This is a genomic window from Bradyrhizobium yuanmingense (genome assembly GCF_900094575.1).
Classification (GTDB): Bacteria; Pseudomonadota; Alphaproteobacteria; order Rhizobiales; family Xanthobacteraceae; genus Bradyrhizobium; species Bradyrhizobium yuanmingense.
Genome location: NZ_FMAE01000007.1, coordinates 306,669 through 330,029, shown reverse-complemented (window position 1 = coordinate 330,029; position 23,361 = coordinate 306,669). Strand labels below are relative to the sequence as shown.

Sequence of the window (23,361 nt, the reverse complement as noted above, 5' to 3'; positions counted from 1 at the left end):
CCTGGAGTAAAACACGCCGCCTGCCGCAGCCCGGCGGGCGGCGAACTCATATCCAGCTTTGGAACAGCATCAGCCGGTTGAAGCCTCCCATCGAGGTGCCGACGAAGGCCGCGGAAATCGGCAGCATCACCGCAAAGCCGGCCGCCGCGACGCCGACATAAGCCCACAACTGCCAGCGCGGCAGACCCTCGCGGCGCAGCACATAGACCAGTGCCAGGGACGCCGCGGTCGCGGCCGGCAGATAGTAATAGATGAAGCCCAGCGTGCGCGGCAGCAACGCCCAGGCGAGCCAGGGACCGAAATAGAATGTGGCGATCAGGAATGCATCCCAGCGCCGCGCCACGATGAAATCGCGCAGCACCATGGCGAGTGCAGGCAGAGCCGGCCACAGCACGAGCGGATTGCCGAGGAAGACGATCGCGGCGATGTGGTCCTCCGCGGTCTTGTCGAACAGGAACCAGACCGGGCGCGCGAGCAGCGGCCAGGACGGCCATGCGCTCATATAGGTGTGGCCGGCGATGGCCGTCGTGGTGTTGTCGGCAAAGATCCGCCGCTGCGCCTCGATCAAGTCCGGGAGCGACAATCCGTAGAGCGGAACGAAGGCGGCAAGATAAGCCAATGCCGGCAGGACGACGAAGCAGAGCGCGACATGATGCAGCTTCAGGCCGGGCCAAAGCTCCGGCCGATACCAGTCGTCCGGCTTCGCGTCGGCGAACAGCGTGTGCCAGCCCTGCATCAGGCGGATCACCGCAACAATGACGATGCAGACGCCGAGCGGGAACAGGCCGCTCCATTTACACGCGGCCGCAAGGCCGAACAGGCTGCCCGCCACCGCGAACAGCGCTTGCGGCCGCTCTCTGCGAAACGCATGCATGAAAGCGGCGGTGGCGAGCAGGCCGAAGCCGAGCGCAAAGACATCGAGCATCGCGATGCGCGCCTGCACGTACAGCATCTGGTTGAAGGCCGCGATCAGCGCGGCGGCGATCGCCGGCCCCTGCGCGGCGAACAACGCGAGTCCGCACAGATAGATCGCGACGATCGCGAGCGCGCCGAACAAGGTCGCGGGATAACGCCATCCAAGCGCGTTGTCGCCGAACGTTGCGATCGATGCCGCGATCATCTCCTTGGCCAGCGGCGGATGCATCGGATTGAGCATCGGCTGCGACATCGCGGGCGTCAGCATCTGGCGCGCCGCCGGCACGTAATGCACCTCATCGAACACGAATTTTTCCGGCGTGACGACGCCGATCAACAGCGCCAGATGCGCGATCAGGAAGATCGCGACAGCAATCACTGCACTCCGCGACACCTCAGGAACCGCAGGCAATTCGCGCATCTTTTGTGGGGCTGTCTTGCGTGGCAAATTGGCTTCACCGCGGAGAAAAATAAACTGCTTCCCGTCATTGAACGCATTCTGCCGCAACTGTCACTAAGCATGACGCAGGTCCTGCGCCGCTTGTGATAATTCCGCCACATCAGAAGCGCGCGCGATCCGGTACGATCAGGGACACATCGATCGGTTGCGAAATGAATTTGCGTTTTTGCCTTTTCTCCACACTGCTCACGGCCGCAATCTGTGCGGCATCCGGCGCCGAAGCGCAGACGCGCGTCGGCCAGGCTGTCGTCATTCAGAACGAAGTGGTGCGCGTCGCCGCGACCACGACGCCGATCAATGTCGGCGACAGCATGCTGCGCGACGAGACCGTGCGAACCGGCGCCGACAGCGCGGCGCGTTTCGTGATGGCCGACAGCACCAATCTATCACTGGGGCCGAGCGCCACGCTGAAGCTCGACCGCACCGTCTTCAACGACGAGCACAGCTATCGTGACGTCGCGATCCGCATGACCACCGGCGCCTTCCGCTTCGTCACCGGACGCTCCGACAAGGCCGCCTACAAGATCACGACACCGCTCGCCACCATCGGCGTGCGCGGCACCACGCTCGACATTCTCTCGCAGCGCGGGCGCTCCGTCGTTGTGCTTCAGGACGGCGCGGCCAGCGTGTGCACGAGGAACGCCCAGTGCGTGCAACTCACCCAGCCCGGCGACACCGCCATCATCACCTCGACTGGCGGCAAGGTGAGCATCACCAAGAGCAACACGCCGCCCTGGACCTTCGCCGCCAATTGCGCCGCGAGCGCCGGGTTGTGCGCAGTCAACCAGTATGCCGGCGCCTCGCCGACCATCACGCCTGCCGTCGAGGACGACGCCATGCTGTGCGGGCGCTGACGATGGCGAAATTCACCGTTCGGCGCCTCATCCTTGCCGCTGCGCTGGCCGCATCTGCGGCGTTTGCGCTCGTCACGTTCGATGCCCGCCCGGCGGCTGCACAGGCCTCGGAGTGCGGGTCCGAGTGCGGTGAACCAGAGCCCACTCCGTCCCCAACCTATTCGCCGTCGCCATATCCGTCCCCGACCTATTCCCCGTCGCCGAATCCCTCGCCCACGCCGACCCCCTCCCCATCGCCCAGCCCCTATCCGTCGCCTTCACCGAGCCCGGCTCCGTCGCCGTCGGGACCGACGGGCGCGGATTCCAGCGGCAATTCGATCGGCGGACTCGCCAATCAGCGCTTCAACCAGATGATCACCAACCGGGTGCTCGGTACGGTGCTGCTCGGCGTCAACGAGCAGATCAATTGCGGCGACTGCATCAGCGCGTTCGGCTCGGCCGGCTCGTTCTCGGCCGGCATCCATGGTCGCAAGGCGCTGACCAACAATCTCTCGCTGCTCGCCGGCATCGCCTATACGCACTACGAAGGGCGCGGCTACGAGATCACGAGCGCACCGATCGGCGCTTTCGCGCTTCGCTACGACTTCACCGATTGGGGCTCGTCGCGCCCGTTCTTCGACGTCGGCGCGATCCTGACCCCATGGGAGAAGGCGCGCTACACGCGCAGCTACGACACCAGCCTCGGGCCGGTGACCGTGACGAGCTCGACCAACGCGTCCAACTACGCCGTTTACGGCCGCGCCGGCTGGATGAGCCGCCTCTCGCCGCGCGACGAGATCGCGGCCTCGATCGAGGTCTGGCAGCTCTGGCAACGCGTCTCCGGCTATCGCGACAGCGCGGTGGCGTTCAATCCGTTCGACGCCAGCATCGCTGATGGCACCGACCGCACCAGCCTCGTCAAGATCGGCGGCCAGTGGACGCATCTGTTCGGCAGCAGCATCGAGACCAACATCAATGGCGGCTGGGTGCAGTCCTTCGCCAGCCACAGCGGCATCGTCGCCACAGTGACCGGCCAGGGCACGGTGGTGCCGACCATGGGCAACCAGGGCTGGTTCGAATATGGCGGCCGCCTCGGCTTCCGCGTGCAGAAGGGCTGGATCGTGGACCTCTTCGCCAACGGCACGCTGGGCCCGCAGCCGGTCGGCAACACCATCCATGGCGGCGTGGGGCTGCGGATTAATTATTAGCCGGCGAGAATCCCGCCTCACATTCCGCTGTCATGCCCGGCTTGACCGGGGCATTCAGTACGCCGCGGCCCATCGGTTTAATCACTGCCGTCTCGGAGTACTGGATCGCCCGGTCAAGCCGGGCGATGACAGTGAGTATGTGGCGAGAGCGACCCGCCCTCACGCCGCCGACTTGCCCTCGAACGCGCGCCGCAGCACCTCGACGTCCAGCTTGACCATCTTCATCATCGCCTGCATCGCGCGCGCGGCTGCGGCCTTGTCCGGGCTCGACAGGAACTCGAACATCGCCTTTGGCACGATCTGCCAGGCCACGCCCCAGCGATCCCTCAACCAGCCGCACTGCTCCGCCTTGCCGCCATGGGCGAGGAACGCGTTCCAGACGCTGTCGACCTCTGCCTGGTCGTCGCAATGGATCATCAGCGAGATGGCGTGGGTGTATTCCATCTTCATGCCGCCATTGAGCGCGACCAGCTTCTGTCCGGCGACGGTGAACTCGACGACGAGCACGGAGCCTTCCTTGCCGGACGGGCCGTCCGCAACGTTGCGCTGAACGTGCGTGATCGCCGAATTCGGGACCAGCGAGACGTAGAATTTTGCAGCGTCCTCGGCATCGCCGTTAAACCACATGCAGGGCACGAGCTTGGACATGGTGAATGCTCCTCTTGAGGTCTACCGGTTTCTGCTCAGGCGTTCGCCAGGTCGGGCTGCAGAGGGGCGGCGGAAAGATCCATCCAGTTCACGCCCCACATGTGGCCGTCCGGATCCTCGAAGCTGCGGCCGTACATGAAGCCGTATTCGTCCTTCGGGCTGGGATCGGCAACGCCTCCTGCAGCCTCCGCCCTGCCAACGATGTCATCGACCTCGCTGCGGCTGTCCGCGGACAGGCAGAACAACGCTTGGTTCGAGGTCCTGGCGTCCGCGATCGGCTTGGGCGTGAACTGGCGGAATTTGTCGTGGGTCAGCAGCATGGCGAAAATGGTCTCGGAAAAGACCATGCAGCTCGCGGTCTCGTCGCTGAATTGCGGGTTCTTGACCGCGCCGACCGCCTCATAGAAGGCGGCCGCGCGCTTGAGGTCGGTCACCGGCAGGTTGACGAAGATCATCTTGGGCATCGGACGCTCCTTGGCGGGGTTCTGGCCAAGGACGGATGGCCAGGCCGCCATCCGACATGACTTCCGACAAATTTTTCGGACCCCGGCTGCGGGGCCCTGTCGCGCCGCTCTCCGCGCCCTGAAGGGACTTACTTCTTCTCGTTGGGATCCCGGTGCACCGGGTCGATCCACAGCACCGTCTCGGGCTTCTCGACCGGCTCAATGTCGAGGTTGATGGCGACCGCCTCGCCGTCGCTGCGCACCAGCACGCATTCCAGCACCTCGTCGGGGCTGGCGTTGATCTCCTGGTGCGGCACGTAGGGCGGGACGAAAATGAAGTCGCCGGGGCCGGCTTCCGCGGTGAATTGCAGGCTCTCGCCCCAGCGCATGCGCGCCTTGCCCTTCACGACATAGATGACGCTTTCGAGATGGCCGTGGTGATGCGCGCCGGTCTTGGCATCCGGCTTGATGCTGACGGTGCCCGCCCACAATTTCTGGGCGCCGACGCGGGCGAAATTGATCGCGGCCGCACGGTCCATGCCCGCTGTCGACGGCACGTTGGTATCGAGCTGATTGCCGGGAATGACCCGCACGCCGTCATGTTTCCAGCGGTCATCATGATGATGACCATGGTCATGGTGGGAATGCGAATGGTCAGGGCCGGTCATGGGACTTGCTTTCTGTTGGTTCCGTGCGCGGCAAACTAACCCAAAGCCGCAGCCGCAAGCCATGCCAAAATCGGAACCCTCATAGCCGCCCAGCGTTGTCATCCCAAGCAAATCGAAAGGAGATTTCCATGGGCAGCACGACCGACAAGATCAAGGGCACCGCCAACGAGGCGATCGGCAAGGCCAAGCAGGGCGTCGGTGAAGCCACCGGATCCGATCGGATGAAAGGCGAAGGCGTGGTGCAGGAAGTGAAGGGCAAGGGCCAGCAGGCCATGGGCGATGCCAAGGACGCCGCGAAGGATGCGATGGATCGCGCCGCCGCTGCGGCTCGCCGCGCGGCGGAGTGACGCGCGTAAGATTGAAAGTGAAAAGACCGGCCCTAAGGCCGGTCTTTTGCTTGTATCGATTTCATCCGTCATGGCCGGGCTTGACCCGGCCATCCACGTCTTGACCGCGCGGCACGAAGATCGTGGATGCCCGGGACGAGCCCGGGCGTGACGACGTCAGTTATTTCACCGCGAGCAATTCCACGTCGAACATCAGCGTCGCATTCGGCGGTATCACGCCGCCGGCACCGCGGGCGCCGTAGCCGAGCTGCGGCGGGATGATCAGCGTGCGCTTGCCGCCGACCTTCATCGAGGCAACGCCCTCGTCCCAGCCGGCGATGACGCGGCCCTTGCCGATCGGAAACTCGAACGGCTCCTTGCGATCGACGGAGCTGTCGAATTTCTTGCCCTTCTGGCCGTTCTCATAGAGCCAGCCGGTGTAGTGCATCACGCAGATCTGGCCGGGCTGCGGCGAGGCGCCGGTGCCGACGGTGGAGTCGATGATCTGCAAGCCTGAAGCTGTGGTCATGGTCTTTCCTGCGGTCTGGGCCGAGGCCGTTGTGGAAACGAAATGCGACACGTTGGCGATCACGGTGATCGCGAGTGCCGACATCAGGGCGAGGAGCGCGCGCTGGAAACGCTGCATAAAACACCTTCCGTTTGAGGCGGGAGGTGTCTAACCCAAGGCGGTCGCCGTTTCCACCCCCTTTAGAGCTCGATATCTTCGAGCCGGACCGGCAGCTTGCGGATACGCTGTCCCGTTGCATGGTAGATCGCATTGCAGATCGCAGCATTGGTGCCGACATTGCCAAGCTCGCCGAGGCCTTTCACGCCGACGGGGTTGATGCGATCATCCTCCTCGGAGAGCAGAATGACCTCGACACCGGGCACATCGGCATTCACGGGCACGAGGTAATCGGCAAGATTGTCGTTGACGTAGCGCGCATTGCGCTCGTCGATCTCGGTGGCCTCGAGCAACGCCGAGGACATGCCCCAGATCAGGCCACCCATGAGCTGACTGCGCGCGGTGCGCGGATTCATGATCCTGCCTCCCGCGAACGCGCCGACCAGACGGGGGCAGCGAATCTCGTGCGTGAAGCGGTTGATGCGGACCTCGACAAACTCGGCGCCGAACGCATAGGCGATCTGGTCCTTCATTTGATGGCCGCCGACCAGCCGGACCTGCCCGCTGTGCATGGCCCTGAAGGAATCCAGCGGCGCGCCCTCCGGCTTCCACTCGCCATATTCTTCGACCACGCCGACGCCGAGCGCATCGAACGCCTTCTCGATATCGAGCGAGCGATCGCTCTTGGCGGCCTGGGTCGAGGGTGCCGGGCTGATGCCGACGGTCTCCTTGGCCTTGTCGGCAAGGCTGTCGCTGGGCATCAGCGCCTTGAACAGGCGCTGTCGGATCTGGTCGCACACCATCATCACGGCCGAGCAGGTGCTGGCAGTGGAATTGGAGCCGCCGGCAACCGGCGCGGGCGGCAGGTCGCTATCGCCCATGAAGACCGCCACCTTCTCAAGGGGCACGCCGAGCCGCTCGGCCGCAGTCTGGGCGATGACGGTGTAGGCGCCGGTGCCGATCTCATGGCCGGCGATCTCGACCCGCGTGCGGCCGTCGCGCTGCAGACGTACGCGCGCGGCGGACGGTCCCGCCAGCGTCGGATAGCACGTGGCGGCGCAGCCGTAGCCGATCAACCAGTCGCCGTCGGATATCGATTTCGGCTGTGGCGAGCGCTGCGACCAGCCGAACGCCTTGGCGGCTTCGTCGAAGCACGCCATGAGCGATCGCGACGTGTAGGGCTTGCCATCGATGGGATCCCTGGTGGCGTCGTTGATGCGGCGAAGCTCGACTGGATCCATGTTCAGTTTCACCGCGAGCTCGTCCAGCGCGCTCTCCAGCGCGAACAGATACGGCACCTCGGGGGGCGAGCGCATGAAGCCGGGCGTGTTGCGATCGGCACGCACAATCGAGACCAGGCTGTCCACGTTCGGGCAGGCATAGAGCCGCGTGGTGGTCTTGGTGCCGCCGACGCAATAGGCGTCGGGGCGCGAGGAGACTTCGGCCCCCTCATGCCTCAAGGCGACCAGCCTGCCGTCGCGGCTCGCACCAAGCTTGATCTCGTGACGGGTCTCGGCTCGATGAGTGGTAATGGTGAAGCCCTGGTCGCGGGTCGGGACCAGCTTGATCGGACGGTTCAGGCGCCTGGCCATGGCGGCGATGATGGCGGTGCGCGGTGTCATCGAACCTCGCGAGCCGAATCCGCCGCCGACATAGGGATTGACCACGCGCACCTTGTCGGCGTCGATGCCGAGCTGCTCGGCCACGCCGTGCTTCAGGCCATGGACATACTGGCTGCCCTCGTAGATGACGAGATTGTCGCCCATCCAGGTGCAGCTGGTCGTGAACAGCTCCAGCGGATTGTGATGCTGCGTCGGCGTCTCGTAGGAGGCGGTCAGCTTGACCTCGGCCGCGTCGAACGCCTTGGCGAAATCCCCGACCTTCGGGTCTTCCTTGAACTGCGAGTTTTGTCCTTTCGCGGCGGCCGTCGTCGTCCCCGGCGAATCGAAAGTCGCGGTGGGCGCAGCAGCGCTATAGCTGACCTTGACGCGGTTGGCCGCTTCGCGCGCGGCCTCGTAACTCTCCGCCACCACCACGGCGATGATCTGGCCGTCATGGGCGATCTCGGCCGATTTCAACGGCTGGATCGTGGTGCCGGCATAGCCGCCATTGCTGTACAGTTTCGACTCCTTCAGCTTCGGGGCGTTCTCGTGCGTGACGATGTCGATCACGCCGCGGACGCGCTTGGCATCGTCGAGGTCGAAGCGGTCGATGCGGCCCTTGGCGATGGCGCTGGTGACCAGGAACGCGTAGGCTGGATTGTCCAGCGGCATGTCCGAGGCATAGGTCGCCCGCCCCGTCACCTTGGCGGCCGCATCATAGCGCGGCACGGGCTGCCCCATATTCGTCCTTGGCCCGGGAGCTGCAGCGGTCATGGTCAGATCTCCATCGTTACGGCCTGCTGGAGCGCGCGTGCCACGATACGCTTGCCGAGCGCAATCTTGAAGCTGTTGTGCCGGCGCCCGCGGGCGTCTGCGAAAGCTGCATCGGCGACGCGCTGTGCCAGAGCTTCGTCGAACCTCTGTCCCTTCAACAGCGCCTCGGCCTCACGCGCCCGCCACGGCACAGTGGCGACGCCGCCAAGCGCGACGCGGGCGTCCCGGATCGCGCCGTCCTGGACGTCGAGCGCGATCGCGGCTGACGACAGCGCGAATTCGTAGGATTGCCGGTCGCGGGCCTTCAAATACACGGAGCGTGGCCAGCGGCCGGAGATCGAGAACGCCGAGATCAGCTCGCCGGGCTGAAGCGCAGTCTCGATGTCGGGGGTGCTGCCTGGTGCCCTGTGAAGCTGCGCGAACGGCATGCTGCGCGTACCGGCCTTGCCGGTGATCTCGACCATGGCATCGAGCGCGATCAGCGCCTGCGCGAAATCGCCAGGATACGTCGCGATGCACTGATCGGAGGTCCCGAGCACCGCATGCATGCGGTTAACGCCGTCCATTGCGGCACAGCCGGAGCCTGGATTGCGCTTGTTGCAGTTCTCATAGGAGACATCGCGGAAGTAGTTGCAGCGCGTCCGCTGCATCACGTTGCCGCCGAGCGTTGCCATGTTGCGCAGCTGGGCGCTCGCGGCGAGCTTCAGCGAATCCGCGATCACGGGATAGCTGCGCTGGATCTCGGCGTGCGCGGCGACGTCGGACATCTTGGCGAGCGCGCCGAGGCGCAAGCCGTCGCCGCCTGGCGCGATCGCCGACCAGGCGGGGGCCAGCGGATTGATGTCGACGATCGCGGTGGGTCGCATCACGTCGAGCTTCATCAGATCGATCAGGGTGGTGCCGCCGGCAAGCGGCTGCGCCGCCGCCTTCGTCAGCGGATTGTTTGCAGCTGCGGCGACGCCGAGCGCCTGCACGGCCATGTCGGGGTCTGATGCTCTCTGATACGAAAACGGTCGCATGCGCCTAACCTTTCATGATCTCGGGCGCGGCCTGCTTCACGGCGGCGACAATGTTGGGATAGGCTGCGCAGCGGCAGATGTTGCCGCTCATATGTTCGCGGATGTCGGCCTCGCTGCCGGCATGGCCCTCCTTCACGCACGCGATCGCCGACATGATCTGGCCGGGCGTGCAATAGCCGCACTGGAACGCATCGTTGTCGATGAAGGCCTGCTGCATCGGATGCAGGCGGTCGTCAGTGGCGAGGCCTTCGATGGTCGTGATCTCCTGTCCCTCGGCGGCGAGTGCCAGCGTCAGGCACGACAGCACACGGCGATCGTCGATCAGCACCGTGCAGGCGCCGCACTGGCCGTGATCGCAGCCCTTCTTGCTGCCGGTGAGCTTGAGATGTTCGCGCAAGGCATCGAGCACCGTGGTGCGCGCATCGATGCTCAGGCGCTTGTCCTTGCCGTTGACGTTCAGCGTGACCTCGACGGGAAGCGCCGGATCCTGCGCGGCCGGCGCCCGGGCATCCTCCGACGCCGCGCGCGCCGTCAGCGGGATCAGCGCGCCGCCCGCCGCGCCGGCCAGGAAGGCGCGTCGGTCGAATCCGGATGATCTGGAACCTGGTTTGTCGGGCATGGCAGGCCTCCGCCGCTGATCTGCAAAGCAGCGCACGCCTGCACCGCTCATCGCCCCTTAACCTGGAGCAATGGGCGCAGTTCCGGATGAGAGAAGGGCGGCGCAGCAAATGCCGCGCCGCCCTTCGTAAACTTTTCCTGATCTCGCGTGGGGAACTGCGCCGGCGATCAATAACCCAGCGCGCAGCCGTCCTTGCGCGGATCGGAGCCGCCGGTGAGCGTACCCTTGTCCCAATCGATCCAGATCGCCTGGGCGCCGCCGAGCGGGCCGACCACGCTGGTGGTCTTGTGGCCGAGCTTCTTCAGGCCCTCGACGACGGCCGCCGGCACGCTGTCCTCGAGCTGATACTGGCCCTCGTAGTGCAGGCCCCGCGGCATATCGATCGCCTCCTGCACGTCGCAGCCGTAGTCGAGAATGTTGGTCAGGAGATGAGTCTGGCCCGTCGGCTGGTACTGGCCGCCCATGACCGCGAACGACATCGTGGAACGGCCGCCCTTGGTGAGCAGGCCCGGCATGATCGTGTGCAGCGGGCGCTTGCCGCCTTCGATGCAATTGGGATGGCCCGGCTGGATTCGGAAGCCGCCGGCGCGGTTCTGGAACAGGACACCGGTCTTGTTCGAGACGATCGCCGAGCCGAAGGAATGCGCAACCGAATTGATGAACGAGCAGACGTTGCGGTCCTTGTCCACGACCGTGATGTAGATGGTCGAGGGATTCATCGGCGGCGCGACGTTCGGCAGGTCGAGCATGCCGTCCAGGCGGATCTTGCTGATGTACTCGTCGGCAAAGCCCTTCTCGAGCATCTCGGCGACGTTGATCTTCATGTGCTCGGGAGAGGCGACATGCATCTCGCGGTTCATGTAGGCGATGCGCGCCGCTTCCGCTTCGAGATGGAAGCGCTCGACGCTCACGGGCGCGTACTTGGTCAGATCGAACCGCGACAGGATGTTGAGCATCAACAGCGCGGTGACGCCCGGGCCGTTCGGCGGGCACTGCCAGACGTCATAGCCCTTGTACATGGTGCCGATCGGCGTGGTCACTTCGGTCGTGTGCGCGGCGAAATCGTCGAGCGTGTGCAGGCCCCCGATGCCCCTGAGGGTCTCGACCATGTCCTCCGCGATCTCGCCCTTGTAGAACGCGTCGCGGCCGTCCCTGGCGATCGCGCGCAGCGTCTTGCCGAGCTCGGCCTGGCGAATGACGTCCCCGGCGACCGGCGGCTGGCCGCCCGGCAACAAATAGCGCACGGTGTTGGTACCGTTCTTCAGCTTCTCGAACTGGTTCTTCCAATCGAAGGCAATGCGGGGCGCGACGACGTAGCCCTCCTCGGCCGCCTTGATCGCGGGCTGGAGCAGCCGGTCGAAACCGAACTTGCCGTGATCGCGCAAGACGGTCGCGAAGGCATCGATCACGCCAGGGATCGAGACCGCATGCGCCGAGGTGAGCGGCACGGAATTGATCTTGCGTTCGAGATACCAGTCGGCATTCGCCGCCTTTGGCGCGCGGCCGGAGCCGTTATAGGCGACGATCTTGCCCTCGCCCCGCGGCTGGATCAGCGCAAAGCAATCACCGCCGATGCCGGTCGATTGCGGCTCGATCACGCCGAGCAGGGCCGAGCCGGCAACCGCCGCGTCCACCGCGGTGCCGCCCTCGCGCAGCACCTCGATCGCGGCGAGCGAGGCCTGCGGATGCGAGGTCGCCACCATCGCGTTGGTGGCGTGGACCGTGGACCTGCCGGGGAAATGGAAGTTTCTCATCGAATGTCTTGCTCTCTTGGCCGTCGGCGCGGTTGGCGCGCCATCTCGAAAACCGCGTCTACATGACACATTCCCGCCCCGCGGGGCAATGCTGGCATACCAGGAAAATGGCTGCCATCCGCTGGGCGTATGGACCTTTTGCAGGCTTTTGCGATGCGGGTTTTCCGGGCGCGGGCCGCCTGCTAAAGGAGCGGCCATGACGTCCAGCAATACGTCTTACAAGGTCTGCGCCTTCTATCAATTCGTCGCCCTCCCGGATTACCGCGAGCTGCGCGAGCCGCTGCGCGCCTGCTGCGCCGGTCTTGGGCTGAAGGGCAGCGTGTTGCTGGCGCAGGAGGGCATCAACGGCACGGTCGCCGGCGCACCGGAGGCGATCGAGGCTTTCGCTCACGAGCTCGCACGCGGCGACATGTTCGGCGGCAGGCTCGACAATCTCGAATTGAAATTCTCCGCCGCGGAGGCGATGCCGTTCGGACGGCTGAAGGTGCGGCTGAAGAAGGAGATCGTCACCCTGGGCGATGCGGCCGCCGATCCGACGCGTCAGGTCGGCACCTATGTCGATCCGCACGAATGGAACGCGCTGATCGCAGCACCCGATACCCTCGTGCTCGACACCCGCAACGCCTTCGAGGTCGCGATGGGCACGTTCGAGGGCGCGCTCGATCCCGGCATCAAGAGCTTCGGCCAGTTCAAGGACTTTGCCGCCGAGCAGCTCGATCCGGCACGGCACCGCAGGATCGCGATGTTCTGCACCGGCGGCATCCGCTGCGAGAAGGCGAGCGCGCATCTGCTCGCGCGCGGCTTTGGCGAGGTCTATCACCTCAAGGGCGGCATCCTGAGATATCTGGAAGACGTGCCGGAGGCGGAGAGCCGCTGGCGCGGCGAATGCTTCGTGTTCGACGAGCGCGTGGCGCTCGGCCACGGCTTGCGCGAGCGAAACAAGGACGTAACGCGTGACGAATGAGATCAAGACGCTGAGCGAGCGCATCGACACGCTGGAGACGCGCCTCGCCTATCAGGACGATACGATCGAGACGTTGAACCAGACCATCACCGCGCAATGGAAGCAGATCGACAGGCTGACGCGGCAGATCACCGAGCTCAATGCTCGGCTGCAGGACGCCGAGGCAAATGCGCCAGGGCCTGCCAACGAGCCTCCCCCGCATTATTGAACGGTGTTACTGGCCGGACGCCTTGGGCAGCAGATCCATGACCTCGCCGGACATCACCAGGCGGTTGCGGCCTGCGGCCTTGGCGGCATAGAGCGCCCGGTCGGCAGCTTCGACCAGCGCAGCGACCCCCGCGGTTCGTTCGAACGCCGGCCGGCAGGCTGCGCCGCCAAGCGAAGCGGTGACGCATCCAGCCGCCTCATTGCTGCCATGCGCGAGGCCGGCCTCGTGAATGGCGTTGCGGATCCGTTCGCCGATCCGGGCGCAGCCGGCGGCATCGATGTTCGGCAGCAGCATGGCGAATTCCTCACCGCCGTAACGCGCCGCCAGATCGCCGGCGCGCTGCGCTTCGGCCGCGATGATCTTGGCGATCAGGCGCAGGCAGGCATCGCCCGCGGGATGGCCATATTCGTCGTTGTAGGCCTTGAAGTGGTCGACATCAATCATCAGCAAAGCAAGGCTGGAGCGGTCGCGATAGGCACGCGCCCATTCCTCCTTCAGGCGCTCGTCGAAGCGGCGGCGATTGGCAAGGCCGGTGAGGCTGTCCTCGATTGCCAGCGTCTCGAGCCTGGTTTCCAGCCTCTTGTGCTCGGTGATGTCGCGGGAGATCGCGACCACGCCATCGACCTGGCCATTGTCCTTGCGCGTCACCCGCATGGTCGATTCGAGCCAGATCTCGCCGTTCTGCCGATGCGAGTTGCGGTAGGTGAGACGCGCCTCCTCCTTCTCACCGCGCTTCATCGCGTCGACGATCGCCTGGACTTCCGGCAGGTCCTCCGGATTGATACCCGCGAGGGCCGGCGAACCGACCAGTTGATTGGGACGCCAGCCGACGATGCGGACCGACGAGGGCGAGACATAACGCAGTCGCTCATCGAGGCCGATCCGCGTCACCATGTCGCTGGAGCCTTCGGCGAGCAGGCGGAAATGCGCCTCCGTCTCGGTCAGCGCGACAGCCATGCGCTGGCCGCGCTGCAACTGCCGCACCAGCACGCCGCCGATGACTGCGATCAGCATCACCAGCGCGAACACGTAGAGCATGCGGGAGATCGCCGCCGCGCGCCACGGCGCGAGCAGCTCGTCCTTGTCGACGGTGGCGAGCAGGAGGAGCGGGAACCGACCGCTGCGATTGAAGAAGCTGACGCGTTCGACACCGTCCAGCGACGAGGTGAAATGATGGGCGCCGCTCGGCCGTTGCAGGCTCGGCTCGCGGAACAACGGCTTGTCGGCGACGCTGCGCCCGACGAATGTCTCGTTGCTGGGATTGCGCGCGACGATCAGTCCGTCGCCATGCGCCAGTGACACGGAGCTGTTGCGGCCGATCTCGAACTGCTTGTAGAAGTGCGACAGATAGTTCGAGCTGATGGTCGCGAGCACCACGCCGCCGAAGCTGCCGTCCTGCTTGCTGAAGCGGCGTGACAGGGTGACGACCCATTCGCCGTCCAGCAGGCTCTTCACGGGACGGCCGACATGGGCCTCGCGCTTCGGCGAGAGCTGGTGATGTCGGAAGAAGGCATCGTCGCTGAAGGTCGTGCCGATCGTACCGGGTGAGGTCAGCCAGTTGCCCTGATCGTCGATGATGGCGAGGCTGTGAATGCGCTCGATCGCCTTCTTGCGCACATCCAGCAAGGTGCGCAGCTTCGCGATCGTGACCGGTGCGGTGCCGTCCATCTCCAACCGGCTGACCACGCCGACGACACCGGAATCCAGGAGATCGAGGCTGTCTTCGGCATGCTGGGTCAGCGAACGGGCCACGTTCGCCATCTCCATCTCGGCGGCCTTGAGCACCGCATCGCGTGCCGTCCATTCACGCCAACCGCTGACGCCGAGGATCGTCGCGCAGGTCAGCGCCACGAAGGCCGCCGCGCGCAGCGGCAGGCGGCTCCATCCGGCTCGTTGGGTAGCGCTCATGTGGCAGGGTTCTCCGATCGTTCGGAAAACCTCTGCCGCTTCTGTTATTTAATTCTGAAATCGCTACCGGACTACGCGGCGGTTTCCGCCCTTTCCAGTAGTCTTACGGACGCGGCGATCGGTGCATCGCTAACAAGACATTAGCGGGCCGATCGGAATCCGGCGCCCGCCGCCGCTAGCTGAAGATGGCCTTGACCTTGGCCCAGAGCGAAGGATGCTCGGCATCGGCGTCGGCCTTCGAGGGCGTCGGCTGCGCCACGCTCACGGGGTCGGACGCTGGGAACGTGTCCCTCAGCCCGTCGTCGAGCTTGGACTGCCGATCGGCAGCGAGCGCCTCGCGCAGGTCCTCGGCGTGCTTGTCGTGCGGCGCGGGATTGAATGTCTCAGCCATGATCTCCTCCATTGCCTGGTCAACGCGGCCCGATCATCCAGGTTCCCCTGTTCCGCTGCGGGCCGCGGCGGTGTATCAGGAGGCACAACCTGCTTCAGGACCATTCGTGCCCCAGTCTTCGACGAAACCCTTCATCGACGTCCTCTCCGGCCAGCACCAAGCTGTCCCGCCCATGTGGATGATGCGCCAGGCCGGGCGCTACCTGCCGGAATATCGCGAGGTGCGCGCCAAGGCGGGCGGCTTCCTCGATCTCTGCTTCAACCCGGAGCTTGCCGCCGAGGTGACGCTGCAGCCGATCCGAAGGTTCGGTTTCGATGCGGCGATCATCTTCTCCGACATCCTGGTGATTCCCTATGCGCTCGGACGTTCGGTGCGGTTCGAGGTCGGCGAGGGCCCGCGGCTCGAGCCGCTGGACGATCCGGCCAAGGTGGCGACGCTGGCGCCGCACGCAGATTTCGGCAAGCTCGAGCCGGTGTTCGACGCGTTGAAGATCGTGCGCGGCGCGCTCGATCCCAGGACCGCGCTGATCGGCTTCTGCGGCGCACCGTGGACGGTGGCGACCTACATGGTCGCAGGCCACGGCACGCCGGACCAGGCGCCGGCCCGGATGATGGCCTACCGGCATCCGGAAGCCTTCTCGCAGATCATCGACGTCCTGGTCGACAACTCGATTCAGTATCTGCTGGCACAGCTCGACGCCGGGGCCGACGCGTTGCAGATCTTCGACACCTGGGCCGGCGTGCTGCCGCCGACCGAGTTCGCGCGCTGGTCGGTCGAGCCGACGCGGCGCATCGTCGAGGGCGTAAGGGCCAAAGTGCCGGACGCGAAGATCATCGGCTTCCCGCGCGGTGCGGGCGCGCAACTGCCCGGCTATGTCGAAGCGACCGGCGTCAATGCCGTCAGCATCGACTGGACCGCGGAGCCCGCCTTCATCCGCGAGCGGGTGCAGAGCAAGGTCGCGGTGCAGGGCAACCTCGATCCACTGGTGCTGATCACGGGCGGCGCCGCGCTCGATGGCGCGGTCGACAACGTGCTGGCCAATTTTGCTGCCGGGCGGCTGATCTTCAACCTCGGCCACGGCATCCAGCCGGAGACGCCGATCGCCCATGTCGAGCAGATGATCCGGCGCGTGCGGGGGTGAGGGCCGTCTATCCACGTCGTCATGGCCGGGCTTGTCCCGGCCATGCACGCCTTGCCATGCGACGCGAAGAACGTGGATGCCCGGGACAAGCCCGGGCATGACGAGCCGTTGTGATCGGGTCTTGCAAAAAGTGCGAAAAACAACCCCATGCACAGTAGGCAAGTCGTTGAAAATATTAGGCGGGCATGACTCGCCCGTGCGTTTTGACTTGTCGGGCAAAACAGGTGCAAAATGACATCATCAGAGATCGTGATTTCGGCATGCTTACCGCGGCCGGCTGCGCTCGATGATCTCCGCCGCACCCTTCGTCAGCAGGTCCAATCCCACCGCGCGGCCGAGCTCGCGCGGACGGTTGGCCGGCCCCGTATGCGAGGCTTCGATGATGGTGTTGCCGGAGAGATCGAGCACCGAGGCGGTGAGCGACATCCGATCGCCCGTGATGGTCGAGAAGCCCGCTACCGGTGAATTGCAGTGGCCGTTGAGCACCCACAGCACCTCGCGCTCGGCGTCGGCGGAGGCGTGCGCAGCGGAGTCGTCGATCGACGACAGGATCTGCCGCGTCTGCCAATCCTGCGCGGCGCATTCGACCGCGACGATGCCCTGCCCTGCCGCCGGCAACATCTCCACTGCTGTGAATTCGTAGGCGATGCGGTGGGACAGGCCGACGCGATCGAGGCCCGAGCGCGCCATGATCAGCGCATCGGCGGGCCCCACAGCGCCGCCATCCGGCAGGCGCTGTTTCTCGCCATTGTCGAGCTTGCGCACGCGCGTGTCGGCGGCGCCACGGAAGTGGATCACCTCGACATCAGGGAACAGCCGCCGCGCATAGGCTGCACGGCGCACCGCGTTGGTGCCGATCTTGAAACCCTTGCCGCGGGACTGCCGCAGCGCCTCCAGCGTCACATCCTCGCGCAGCACCAGCGCATCACCAGGCGGATCGCGCGACAGCGTGGCACCGATGACGAGACCCGGCGTGTCCTCGTTACCAGGCATGTCCTTTAACGAATGCATCGCCGCCTGGAGCTCACCCGACAGCACGGCGGCGCGGATCTGCGCCACGAAGGCGCCGCCTTTGCCGCCATGCGGCAGCAGCTTGCTGGTCTGGTCGAGATCGCCCGTGGTATCGAATTTCACGATCTCGACGTCGAGACCGGGCACCGCGGCGGTCAGGCGGCGCGCAATCTCTTCCGTCTGTGCCAGCGCCATGGCGCTCTTGCGTGTGCCGATCTTCAGTCGCGTAGCCAAGTCCGGATCCTTTCAAAGCGCGAAACTAACGCGCATCCTCCAATATCATGTCGGAGGCCTTTTCGGCGATCATGATGATTGGCGCATTGGTGTTCCCTGACACCAGATCGGGCATGACCGAGCCGTCGACGACACGCAAGGCTTCGAGTCCCCTCACCTTCAGCCGCTGATCGACCACCGCGAGCGCGTCATTGCCCATACGACAGGTCGAGGTCGGATGATAGATGGTGCTGCCGCGTTCGCGGCAGTAATCCAGGATCTCGGCATCCGAAGATACCTCCGCGCCGGGGTCGTACTCGCTGACCACGAACGGTTTCAGCGCCGGAGCGTTCAGGATCTTGCGCAAGATCTTGATGCCCTCGACGTTGGTGGTGCGATCGGTCTCGGTCGACATGTAGTTGATGCGGATTTCCGGCGGCACGGCCGGGTCGGCACTCTTGATGCGGAGGGAACCGCGACTTTCAGGACGGAGCTGGCAAACCGAAGCGGTGAAGCCGGAGAAATCGTGCAGCTTCTCGCCCATCTTGTCGGTCGAGAACGGCAGGAAATGAACCTGGATGTCGGGCGAGGCGAGGCGCGGACTGGTCTTGAAGAAGGCGCCCGCCGTGCCGGCTGCGATCGTCAGCCATCCCTTGCGAAACAGCGCATAGCGTGCGCCGGCCATGGTGCGGCGAAGCGGATGATTGATGGTGTCGTTGAGCGTGATCTTCTGCGAGCAGCGCATGACGATGCGGACCTGCATGTGATCCTGCAGATCATGCCCCACGCCGGCAGCATCGAGCACCACCTCGATGCCATGCTTGCGCAGGAGATCGCCGGGCCCGACGCCGGAGAGCTGAAGCAGCTGCGGCGAGTTGTAGGCGCCGCTCGACACGACGACTTCCCGCCGCGCGCGGGCGCGGCGCAAGGTGGCGCCTTGCCGGTATTCGACGCCTGCGGCTCGGCGCCCTTCGAACAGGATGCGCTGAGCGTGGGCGGAGGTCTCGATCTTCAGATTGCTGCGCGCCTTCGCGGGACCGAGATAGGCCACCGACGTCGAGGCGCGCCGGCCGTTGCGCGTCGTGGTCTGAAACAGACCGACGCCTTCTTGGGTCGCGCCGTTGAAATCAGGATTGTAGGGCAGACCGCTCTCGACGGCAGCGTCGATGAAGGCCTTCGACAGCGGATCGGTCACGATCATGTTGGACACCGGCAGCGGCCCGCCCGTGCCGTGATACTGGTCGGCGCCGCGCGACTGGTTCTCGGCCTTCTTGAAATAGGGCAGCACGTCGTCATAGCCCCAGCCGGTGTTGCCGAGCTGGCGCCAGCGGTCGTAGTCCTCGTGCTGGCCGCGGACATAGAGCAGGCCGTTGATCGAGCTCGATCCGCCCAGCGTCTTGCCGCGCGGCTGGAACACCTGGCGACCCTTCAGCTCCGGCTCCGGCTCGGTCTGGTACATCCAGTTGACGCTCTTCTCCTTGAACAGCTTGCCGTAGCCGAGCGGGACGTGGATCCAGATGTTGGAATCCTTCGGGCCGGCCTCGAGCAGCAGCACGCTGTACTTGCCGTTCGCCGAGAGCCTGTTGGCGAGCACGCAGCCGGCGGAGCCGGCGCCGACGATGATGTAGTCGAATTCGGGATCGGTGGGTGTGAGGGCGGAATTTGCGTTCATGCGCTACTGTTCTTCTTGTGAGAGCGGGCGTTTCGAGTTTGTGAGTAGCACACTCAGGCCTTGACGCGCAGCGCCTCGACCAGCGACTTGAACGCACGGGCATATTCCGCGCCGGCCTTGGCGATATCGGCGCGGCCGGCGCAGGCGACCGCGGCCTCCGTCACCGCGCCGAGCAGCAGCCGCGCCAGCGGCTCGACCGGCTGCCGCGCGATCAGGCCGGCCTCCATCGCGGCGGAGAGCGCACGCGGCATCTTGCCGCCAAAGTGCTGCGCGTCGATCTCGCGCCAGCGCTCCCAGCCGAGCACGGCCGGCCCGTCACGCAGAATGATCTGGCCGGTCGGCCCCTTCGCGGTCGCGGCAAAGTAATGCTGGGTGCCGGCGACCATGGCGGCGAGCACGTCCTTCTCGGCGCGTGCCGTGCGGTCGATCTCGGCAACGAGGTCGCGCGCCACCTGGTCGAACACAGCCTCAAACACCGCCTCCTTGGTCTTGAAGTGATGATAGACCGCGCCTTTGGCCACCGAAGCGCCTTCGGCAATGTCGTCCATAGTGGTCGCGGCAAAGCCTTGCGTCCCGAACAGGCGCCGCGCCGCCGTCAGGATCGCCTCCGATGTCGCCGCCCGCCGCTCCGCCTGTTTGGCCATAAGCTCTCGTCTAGTCGAATTCGCGAGAGCCGGCCAGTTGACTTTTCGACTATCGGTCGGTAATTACCGACTATCAGTCGGTTTTAAATTGTGAGGTCGCCATGCCGAGCCGTGAGATCGTCGAAGCCTTTACGAAGCGACTGGAGGATGGCGACTTCGTCGGCGCGATCCTCGACTACTACACCGCTGATACCGCGACCTATGAGAACCTCGCCGCGCCGGTGGTCGGGCGCGACAAGCTCGCGGATAAGGAGCGCGGCGTGCTGGCGGCGTTCAAGGAGGTCACGGCCGTGCGCCTCGGCCCGAGCCTGATCGATGGCGACGTCGTCGCCAGCCGCTGGAAGTTCTCCTTCACCGACGCCGAGGGCGCGACGCGGACGCTGGAGGAGATCGCATGGCAGACCTGGCGAGGCAATGAGATCATCGAGGAGCGCTTCTTCTACGATCCGAAGCAACTCGGACGCTGAGCGGGATTACCCTATCGGTACAGCATGACCACGGCCAGACCGACGAGAGGCGCAAGAAACTGAACGGCCTGCCACCGAGAGCCATCGATCGACCACCGTCCGTAGAAGACGGTGCCGCCGCGTTGGGATGGCGATGCCGGTTGATCCCGAAATGTCTTCCACCGCGCCTCGGCAGGCTCGAGAAAATCTTCCGCTTTGACCGCCATGTCGGCGCTGCTCAGCACCACCTGGATCGCCTCGCCTTTCGGCTGGAACATGGCCTCGGCCCCGGGTGGCGAGAAGAAGCTGCGCTTCGGGGCGATATGCTGCTCATAGAAGTTTTGACCGACCGTGACGGCCGCAGCGTATGGACTGACATACGGCACCCCCGAGATGCCGGGAACGACCAGATGGCCCACCCCGCGCACCTCCTGCCAGGGAATGAAGAGACCCTTGAGCCATGGCCTGTGAAAGTGGATGCCCGCGGAAGACATGGAGACGACCGCCCGATCCGCGTAGAAGTGCCGGTAAGCTGAAAACGCGATCCATCCGAAACCCAGATAGAGCAACATCCAGCCGAAAACGTTCAGCGATGGGTTCACGAGATGAGTCCAATAGAGACTGGGCATGGTGCCGACATAGCTGGAGCGGCCGCTTGGCCCGCCGACCAACACGCTGATCACACCGATCACGCCGGAGACGATGATCAGGACAAGGACACCGATCAACAACTCAAGCAGCAAGGGCAGGCCGGCCCGCCCGATCAGGCTCGTCAGGGCATAGCCTGCGAATGCCAGCCCCAGCAGAGCCACATAGACGACTGCCAAAACCGCTCCATTCTGGCCACGGCTCTCGGCGTGAACCGCGATCGCAAGGCCGGCGACGCAAGCCCACAGGGCCCAGGGGACCCGGTCCATCCGCCATTTGTCCATCGTGTATTCGACCGTTGCCGACACATCGGCTGAAGGCTCGCTCATGGACAGGCCCTCGGAATTTCGAACGCATCCGGTGCCGACGCGGCGCACGGTGGCCTGCCGGTCCACGAAACGTATCACGCGATCGAGGGGGCGTCTCGATCCGCTGACGAGAAGAAAACATCAGCGCAGATTCCGGTGTTGAGGTCCGGATAGGAGGCTGATGATCCCCGGAGCTTGGGCTTGTCATTTAATGACTGATCGGTCTATATATCGGCATGAGGCAAAATACTGCAACGCCGATGCCCCGTGGCCGGCCGCGAAGTTTCGACGTGGACGCTGCCGTCGAACGCGCGATGGATGTGTTCTGGTCGCGCGGCTATCACGCCACGGCGCTGCCCGATCTCCTGCGCGCGACCAGGCTGTCGCGGGGCAGCCTCTACGCCGCTTTCGGTGACAAGCATTCGCTGTTCTTGCGGGCGCTCGATCGTTACATCGCGGATGCCTTGGCGCGGATGGATGGCGAATTCGACCCCCGAAACGATCCGGTCGACGGCCTGCGGGCCTGCCTGGCCGGCTACGTCGAGCGCACCAGCGGAAGCAACGGCCGGCGCGGATGTCTCCTGGTGGCCACGGCCATGGAATTGGCTGGCGGAGATGCCGACGTCGGTCGACGCGTTGCGGGCTTCTTCAAGGCGATGGAGGCCAAAGTGACCGATGCACTGTCCCGCGCGAAAGCGGCGGGCAGGTTGGCCGATGGTGTTGAGCCCGCAACGGCCGCCCGGGTTCTCGTCTGTTTCGTTGAAGGGCTGCGCGTGGTCGGCAAGACGGCACCGGCACGGACCACATCGCAAGCGGCCGTCGACGCTCTCATCGGTCGTTTCGTCAGGTAAGCAACCCCGTGACGCCTGCGCTGATGGTGCGCCCATATTTGGACTGATCGGTCTTTAAAAAGGACATCCGCCATGTCTGCCATCCAGATCGTCTGCGCGATCGCCGTTCCCCTGATCTGGGGTTATCAGTTCGTGGCCATCAAAGTGGGCGTTGCGGAGTTTCCACCGCTCTTCTTCCTCGCACTGCGCTTTCTGGCCATTGCGCTGCTGCTTGTTCCGTTCGTGGACAGGCCCACGCGTCAACAGCTCGGCCCTGTCGCAGCTATTTCGCTCTTCCTTGGTGGACTGAATTTCGGGCTGTTCTACGTTGGCCTTGGGCTCGGCTCGGGAAGCATGTCGGCCGTCGCATACCAACTCGCCACGCCCTTCACCGTCCTGCTCGCATGGCTGCTGCTCGCGGAGAGACCGTCACTCGCCACCTGCGCCGGAGTGATGCTTGCTTTCGTCGGCGTGACGGTGTTGGCAGCGGAGCCTGACCAGTCCGCCAACCCGCTTCCGCTGCTGCTTGTAGTCGGAGCGGCTTTCGCCTTCGCGGTGTCCAACGTCTTGACGAAGCGTTATGGCCCCTTCGATCCCTTGATGTTGATGGGGTGGTCCTCGCTGCTCACGGTACCGCAGGTCATGTTGATGTCGCTGCTCCTTGAACATGGACAAGCGGCGAGCCTTGTGACGGCGGGCGAACTTGGCTGGCTGGCGCTCGCCTACACGATCTTCGCCGGGGGAATTGTCGGGTTTGGCCTCTGGTTCTGGCTGATCGCCCGTTGCTCGATGGTGCGCGTCGCGCCCTTCGGTCTGCTACTTCCGGTGTTTGCCTTGCTTTCGAGCGTACTGTTTCTCGGCGACCGGCTTACGCCCAAGCTGATCGTCGGCGGACTGCTCGCGATCTCCGGGGTCGCCATCGCCCAGCTGAGACCGCGCCCCCGCCCCCTTTGATGTCCGGCCTGTCGGGCATTTGTATCGATTTGTTATCGATACTGCGTGAAGAGCACGCAGAAGTGGTCGCGGCCGGCGCGGCAAGCGGGGATAATTCATAGTTCGTCAAAGGTTTACGGCGAATTCTCCG

At 65.0% G+C, this 23,361-nt stretch carries 24 protein-coding genes; 9 read left to right on the top strand and 15 right to left on the bottom strand.

What is annotated here, in order from left to right; translation table 11 throughout:
- Positions 1-46: 46 nt before the first annotated feature.
- Positions 47-1,336 carry a phospholipid carrier-dependent glycosyltransferase gene (locus GA0061099_RS26115; protein WP_193375187.1) on the bottom strand — a complete coding sequence of 430 codons (1,290 nt, stop codon included), beginning with the start codon at positions 1,334-1,336 and terminating at the stop codon, positions 47-49.
- A gap of 191 nt (positions 1,337-1,527) precedes the next feature.
- Here GA0061099_RS26115 and GA0061099_RS26110 point away from each other — a divergent pair, with 191 nt between their 5' ends.
- Positions 1,528-2,229, top strand: a complete 702-nt coding sequence (locus GA0061099_RS26110) for a FecR family protein (RefSeq protein WP_036024772.1) — start codon at positions 1,528-1,530, stop codon at positions 2,227-2,229.
- Positions 2,230-2,231: 2 nt separating this feature from the next.
- Complete coding sequence (locus tag GA0061099_RS26105) at positions 2,232-3,416, top strand: hypothetical protein (protein ID WP_036024776.1); 1,185 nt, start codon at positions 2,232-2,234, stop codon at positions 3,414-3,416.
- Between the two features lie 159 nt (positions 3,417-3,575).
- On the opposite strand, the gene GA0061099_RS26100 is transcribed toward GA0061099_RS26105, so the two are convergent.
- From GA0061099_RS26100 to GA0061099_RS26090, 3 genes are all read right to left on the bottom strand, one after another.
- The gene (locus GA0061099_RS26100; protein ID WP_036024771.1) at positions 3,576-4,064 is read right to left on the bottom strand and encodes a VOC family protein; all 489 of its coding nucleotides are present in this window, start codon (positions 4,062-4,064) and stop codon (positions 3,576-3,578) included.
- Positions 4,065-4,099: 35 nt separating this feature from the next.
- Positions 4,100-4,528 carry a VOC family protein gene (locus tag GA0061099_RS26095; protein ID WP_036024775.1) on the bottom strand — a complete coding sequence of 143 codons (429 nt, stop codon included), beginning with the start codon at positions 4,526-4,528 and terminating at the stop codon, positions 4,100-4,102.
- Between the two features lie 128 nt (positions 4,529-4,656).
- Positions 4,657-5,175, bottom strand: a complete 519-nt coding sequence (locus GA0061099_RS26090) for a cupin domain-containing protein (RefSeq protein WP_036024770.1) — start codon at positions 5,173-5,175, stop codon at positions 4,657-4,659.
- 128 nt (positions 5,176-5,303) lie between these two features.
- Between GA0061099_RS26090 and GA0061099_RS26085 the strand changes: the two genes are divergently transcribed.
- The gene (locus GA0061099_RS26085; RefSeq protein WP_036013900.1) at positions 5,304-5,522 is read left to right on the top strand and encodes a CsbD family protein; all 219 of its coding nucleotides are present in this window, start codon (positions 5,304-5,306) and stop codon (positions 5,520-5,522) included.
- A gap of 160 nt (positions 5,523-5,682) precedes the next feature.
- Here GA0061099_RS26085 and GA0061099_RS26080 read toward each other — a convergent pair whose 3' ends face one another.
- The 5 genes from GA0061099_RS26080 to ggt form a co-directional block, all read right to left on the bottom strand.
- Positions 5,683-6,147, bottom strand: a complete 465-nt coding sequence (locus GA0061099_RS26080; RefSeq protein WP_036024769.1) for an FKBP-type peptidyl-prolyl cis-trans isomerase — start codon at positions 6,145-6,147, stop codon at positions 5,683-5,685.
- A 62-nt stretch (positions 6,148-6,209) separates the two neighbouring features.
- A complete protein-coding gene (locus tag GA0061099_RS26075) occupies positions 6,210-8,501 on the bottom strand; it encodes a xanthine dehydrogenase family protein molybdopterin-binding subunit (protein WP_036024768.1) in 2,292 nt (763 codons plus the stop codon).
- 2 nt (positions 8,502-8,503) lie between these two features.
- A complete protein-coding gene (locus GA0061099_RS26070; protein ID WP_036024767.1) occupies positions 8,504-9,520 on the bottom strand; it encodes an FAD binding domain-containing protein in 1,017 nt (338 codons plus the stop codon).
- Between the two features lie 4 nt (positions 9,521-9,524).
- A complete protein-coding gene (locus GA0061099_RS26065; RefSeq protein WP_074448118.1) occupies positions 9,525-10,139 on the bottom strand; it encodes a (2Fe-2S)-binding protein in 615 nt (204 codons plus the stop codon).
- Between the two features lie 167 nt (positions 10,140-10,306).
- Positions 10,307-11,893 carry a gamma-glutamyltransferase gene (gene ggt, locus GA0061099_RS26060; RefSeq protein ID WP_036024766.1) on the bottom strand — a complete coding sequence of 529 codons (1,587 nt, stop codon included), beginning with the start codon at positions 11,891-11,893 and terminating at the stop codon, positions 10,307-10,309.
- A 196-nt stretch (positions 11,894-12,089) separates the two neighbouring features.
- Here ggt and trhO point away from each other — a divergent pair, with 196 nt between their 5' ends.
- The gene (gene trhO / locus GA0061099_RS26055; RefSeq protein WP_036024765.1) at positions 12,090-12,857 is read left to right on the top strand and encodes an oxygen-dependent tRNA uridine(34) hydroxylase TrhO; all 768 of its coding nucleotides are present in this window, start codon (positions 12,090-12,092) and stop codon (positions 12,855-12,857) included.
- Entirely contained in the window at positions 12,847-13,065 is a 219-nt protein-coding gene (locus GA0061099_RS26050) for a SlyX family protein (protein WP_036024763.1), read from the top strand. The genes trhO and GA0061099_RS26050 overlap by 11 nt, the downstream gene beginning before the upstream one ends.
- Positions 13,066-13,071: 6 nt before the next feature.
- Here the strand turns inward: GA0061099_RS26050 and GA0061099_RS26045 are convergent, their stop codons facing one another.
- Positions 13,072-14,973, bottom strand: a complete 1,902-nt coding sequence (locus GA0061099_RS26045; protein WP_036024760.1) for a diguanylate cyclase — start codon at positions 14,971-14,973, stop codon at positions 13,072-13,074.
- Positions 14,974-15,148: 175 nt separating this feature from the next.
- Positions 15,149-15,364, bottom strand: a complete 216-nt coding sequence (locus GA0061099_RS26040; RefSeq protein ID WP_036013926.1) for a hypothetical protein — start codon at positions 15,362-15,364, stop codon at positions 15,149-15,151.
- Positions 15,365-15,470: 106 nt separating this feature from the next.
- On the opposite strand from GA0061099_RS26040, the gene hemE reads away from it, so the two are divergent.
- Complete coding sequence (gene hemE / locus GA0061099_RS26035) at positions 15,471-16,505, top strand: uroporphyrinogen decarboxylase (RefSeq protein WP_074448117.1); 1,035 nt, start codon at positions 15,471-15,473, stop codon at positions 16,503-16,505.
- Positions 16,506-16,769: 264 nt separating this feature from the next.
- Here hemE and hemC read toward each other — a convergent pair whose 3' ends face one another.
- Genes hemC through GA0061099_RS26020 form a run of 3 tightly spaced genes read right to left on the bottom strand, consistent with a single transcriptional unit; the run spans position 16,770 to position 20,045 of the window.
- Positions 16,770-17,750: a hydroxymethylbilane synthase gene (gene hemC / locus GA0061099_RS26030; RefSeq protein WP_036024752.1), complete on the bottom strand. Its 981-nt coding sequence runs from the start codon at positions 17,748-17,750 to the stop codon at positions 16,770-16,772.
- A 25-nt stretch (positions 17,751-17,775) separates the two neighbouring features.
- Entirely contained in the window at positions 17,776-19,401 is a 1,626-nt protein-coding gene (locus GA0061099_RS26025) for a GMC family oxidoreductase (RefSeq protein WP_036024751.1), read from the bottom strand.
- Between the two features lie 53 nt (positions 19,402-19,454).
- Positions 19,455-20,045 carry a TetR/AcrR family transcriptional regulator gene (locus GA0061099_RS26020; RefSeq protein WP_074448116.1) on the bottom strand — a complete coding sequence of 197 codons (591 nt, stop codon included), beginning with the start codon at positions 20,043-20,045 and terminating at the stop codon, positions 19,455-19,457.
- Positions 20,046-20,146: 101 nt separating this feature from the next.
- Here GA0061099_RS26020 and GA0061099_RS26015 point away from each other — a divergent pair, with 101 nt between their 5' ends.
- Entirely contained in the window at positions 20,147-20,512 is a 366-nt protein-coding gene (locus tag GA0061099_RS26015; protein ID WP_036024749.1) for a nuclear transport factor 2 family protein, read from the top strand.
- Between the two features lie 11 nt (positions 20,513-20,523).
- Here the strand turns inward: GA0061099_RS26015 and GA0061099_RS26010 are convergent, their stop codons facing one another.
- The gene (locus GA0061099_RS26010; protein ID WP_225148847.1) at positions 20,524-21,534 is read right to left on the bottom strand and encodes a hypothetical protein; all 1,011 of its coding nucleotides are present in this window, start codon (positions 21,532-21,534) and stop codon (positions 20,524-20,526) included.
- A gap of 203 nt (positions 21,535-21,737) precedes the next feature.
- On the opposite strand from GA0061099_RS26010, the gene GA0061099_RS26005 reads away from it, so the two are divergent.
- On the top strand, positions 21,738-22,298 hold the full coding sequence (locus GA0061099_RS26005) for a TetR/AcrR family transcriptional regulator (protein WP_478209841.1): 561 nt from the start codon (positions 21,738-21,740) through the stop codon (positions 22,296-22,298).
- A gap of 72 nt (positions 22,299-22,370) precedes the next feature.
- Positions 22,371-23,231: a DMT family transporter gene (locus GA0061099_RS26000; protein ID WP_036024747.1), complete on the top strand. Its 861-nt coding sequence runs from the start codon at positions 22,371-22,373 to the stop codon at positions 23,229-23,231.
- Positions 23,232-23,361: the final 130 nt, after the last annotated feature.